Consider the following 3,253-nt stretch of genomic DNA (forward strand, 5'->3'; position numbering starts at 1 on the left):
CGAAAGAGCTCACCACTCGGTTGACTGATAACTTCCAGATTTTAAAACCCGCCTCTTCAAGTTAATTGCGTATAAACAGGAACTATAAATACTATTCATTCACATGAATAACAAATAACAAATAACAAATAATAAATAATAAATAATAAATAATAAATAATAAATAATAAATAATAAATAATAAATAATAAATAATAAAATAGCTAGATTAGACTAATAAATACAATTTTTCAGAAAGGCGGTCAATCAATATTGTAAGCATCTTTCTCGCCAAAGGAATAAGTGACCTTCATACTCATTAGGTGAAATGACCGTTGTATTGATTGGCACATGGTTGGATACCAATGTCATTACGGATACGTCTTTCCCTTTACGGAAATATTTGGTTGATTACCTAATTTTGAGTATATTGATACGACAAACCATCCAGATTTCAAACACAAACCACTACACTTATCTGAATCCTCATATTAAACTATAGCTTACCCATTGGATATACAACAAATCATATTATTAAATGACATATAAGGGATCACTTTATGAAAAATGAAAGAAGACATTTTCTGAAACAGGCGGGGGTTACTGGTGCAGTCTTTTCATTATTACCTCTGCTTCCAGCAGGAGCTCTCGCCTCTTCACCTAGTCAACTAAAGAAAGAGGATAGTATTGGTATCGGCATTTGCGAGATGACCCCAGAGGAAATGTCAGGTCCATATTTTATAAATAACAAACTGCTGAGAAGGAATATCACAGAGGATGAACAAGGAATACCTCTTTTATTGACAATGAAAGTCACTGATTCTGTAACCTGTAAACCTTTAGATGATATCCTTATTGATATATGGCATTGTAATTCAATGGGAAAGTATTCAGGTTGGAAATACATAAACCCAGATCTCGAAGCTCCATCTGATAATATAGGAACGATTTCACGAACGGATGAAAGCACATTTCTTCGTGGGGCACAAAGGACAGACAAAGAAGGCATAGTCAGATTCACCACGATTTTCCCTGGATTTTATGCCGGAAGAGCTATACATATCCATTTATCAGCAAGGAGTGCGAATGTACAAAAAAGACAGGAAAATAAATTCTATTTTGTAGGCCAACTCTATTTCCCTGAGGATATATCTAAAGAAGTCATGATTAATGATATGTATTCTCCAAGGGAGATTAATAGGCTTAAAAATGAAGATGATTCCATCTTTTCTGGAGCTAAAAATAGAGCTGCAATTTTGACAGTAAAAAAAATAGGTGATAATCCATTGGATGGATTACATGGAAAGATAGTTTTATCTATTAATAAAGACCATGTGTCCAAGAAAATAACCCCTAAAGACTTGGCTAAATACACTGTGTAGGTGAATCTAATTTAGAAAAAATCCTCCATAACCGGAATTTTAGATCCAACAGGATAAAAATAGACTATAAGCGGTATCGAAAAAAGACTTTGTGCTATAAAAATAGTAAAAACTCGATATTTAGAACCGCTTTTGAGGCCGAAAAACAGAGTCTCATATATATTAGCTCAGACTTGATCTGACAGTTGCCGATTATTTATACAGGTATCTGTCAGATTACAAGCTCTGTCGCATTAAGCCCTGTTTGGATAATATGATATTTTTTATTGGTTGAACTGATGATGTCCCTGACTCGAGAAGCGCTCAAACGCCTGCATTATCCTGTTGATATCATCGCTCAGTGTGTTTGTTGGTATCTGGCCTACGCGCTGAGCCTGCGTAATCTGGAAGAAATTCTGGCTGAGCGTGGGATTGCCGTTGATCATTCCACGCTCTCTTGTTGGTCATGTATTCAATATGTGTATTGTAAGTTTTATTGTGTTGAGCCAATTGCTGCTTATAACACTAAAATTACCTTATGATCTTGATCGTAGATAATGCTGGAATCGCCAAGTTCAACATATTAAATACACAACCAAAAAATGAAATTTTAAAAATGACCTGTCAGTCTAAGTCAGAAATCTCACACGTAATGTTTTATATTAAGATATAAAATGGTGTGTATTTCCAGTCTTCATCCTCTATTATTTCACCACTTTGCGGTTTTATAAGTTTAACCTTGAGATCATGGTCGATAAATATATTAACAGCATGGACGCTTTCTTCAAAATCCCCAAATACCACCTCAATTGCATACCCAAATTTTTCATTATTTGAATAGGCTTATTTAGAAGCCTGTGCTTTGTATACAAAACTAAAATCATCACAATCAAAGGAATTTTTTCTATATTTTAAATTTTTCATCCCTGATTCTTCGTATATTTTTTTTACTTTTTCGTCTGAAACTAATTTGTAGAATGGATCCAGAATCCTAAACGTTGATAACCTTAATTTGATATTCGGCCAGGTTTTTTTAACTAAGGGCTGTATAAGTTTTTCCTTAATAAAATCAGCATGCAGAGTAAATAAGCTGTATTTTTTATGATTTTCGGTTAGCAAGAACCGCGACTCATCATGGGAATGACTGTACAAAAACATTTCTGTTCCCTGATTATTCCAAACGAGCCTATATTGCTTTAACCCCTTTTCTGTTTTGCCATACTCTTTGTTGAATGATATTCGCCTATCATCAATGCTGGGATTACGAGTATGCCAGTATAATTTAGTTGAAGTGAGGTCTATAGAATTGTCATAGGCATACATGACGTACTTCTTATCGTTGTATTCACCTATCATCTTTATTGAGTTTTCCGGAATTTTTTTATCCCGCAGTTGTAGCATGATAAAGTTAGCAGAATAATCTTCCGATCCCATAAAGGCAGGTTTTTCATCAACCTCAAAATAAAGAACCTTCTTGTCTCTATCATCAATACAGAGTGTACGTCCATGTGTGTCTTTAATGAAATAGGAAGCGTGAGGGGATGTATCGACTTCGAGAGATTCTGCGTCATCGATCAAGATAACATCAGACTCATTTGGGGAAAGGGAAATGGGGTTCTCACCATGATGAATATTTTCTTCTTCTGAAAGTGTTGATTTATCTGAAGCGAATAAGCTGTGTGTTTTAATGACTTTATCTTTCTTTTCCATAATATAGCTGCCTTATTGTTGAATTAAGTATTTGTGTATGATTTTTAAGTAGTTACGTATAGTTTTCACTGGAAGTTAAAACATAATCAGTCAATAACTGAGGTTATTATGTTGTATATTTATAATTATATACGCAATTAACTTGAAGATGCAGGAATTAAAGTCTGGAAATTATCTGTCAACCGGGTGGTGAGTTCTTTCGC

2 protein-coding genes and 1 pseudogene are annotated in these 3,253 nt (G+C 34.3%); 2 read left to right on the forward strand and 1 reads right to left on the reverse strand.

What is annotated here, in order from left to right:
• Positions 1 to 539 precede the first annotated feature (539 nt).
• Both NXS07_RS19115 and NXS07_RS19120 read left to right on the forward strand, forming a co-directional pair.
• A complete protein-coding gene (locus NXS07_RS19115) occupies positions 540 to 1,361 on the forward strand; it encodes an intradiol ring-cleavage dioxygenase (protein ID WP_258087417.1) in 822 nt (273 codons plus the stop codon).
• Between the two features lie 281 nt (positions 1,362 to 1,642).
• Positions 1,643 to 1,804, forward strand: a pseudogene (locus NXS07_RS19120) (IS6 family transposase); the annotation flags it as partial.
• Between the two features lie 379 nt (positions 1,805 to 2,183).
• On the opposite strand, the gene NXS07_RS19125 reads toward NXS07_RS19120, so the two are convergent.
• Positions 2,184 to 3,050: a lectin MOA-related protein gene (locus NXS07_RS19125; protein WP_258087418.1), complete on the reverse strand. Its 867-nt coding sequence runs from the start codon at positions 3,048 to 3,050 to the stop codon at positions 2,184 to 2,186.
• Positions 3,051 to 3,253 lie beyond the last annotated feature (203 nt).

It is taken from the genome of Xenorhabdus bovienii (genome assembly GCF_024721015.1).
Classification (GTDB): domain Bacteria; phylum Pseudomonadota; class Gammaproteobacteria; order Enterobacterales; family Enterobacteriaceae; genus Xenorhabdus; species Xenorhabdus bovienii.

Bases quoted from the DNA above. Each gene is read 5' to 3' on its own strand.
- NXS07_RS19115 (WP_258087417.1), top strand. From the start codon at position 540: ATGAAAAATGAAAGAAGACATTTTCTGAAACAGGCGGGGGTTACTGGT.
- NXS07_RS19125 (WP_258087418.1), bottom strand. From the start codon at position 3,050: ATGGAAAAGAAAGATAAAGTCATTAAAACACACAGCTTATTCGCTTCA.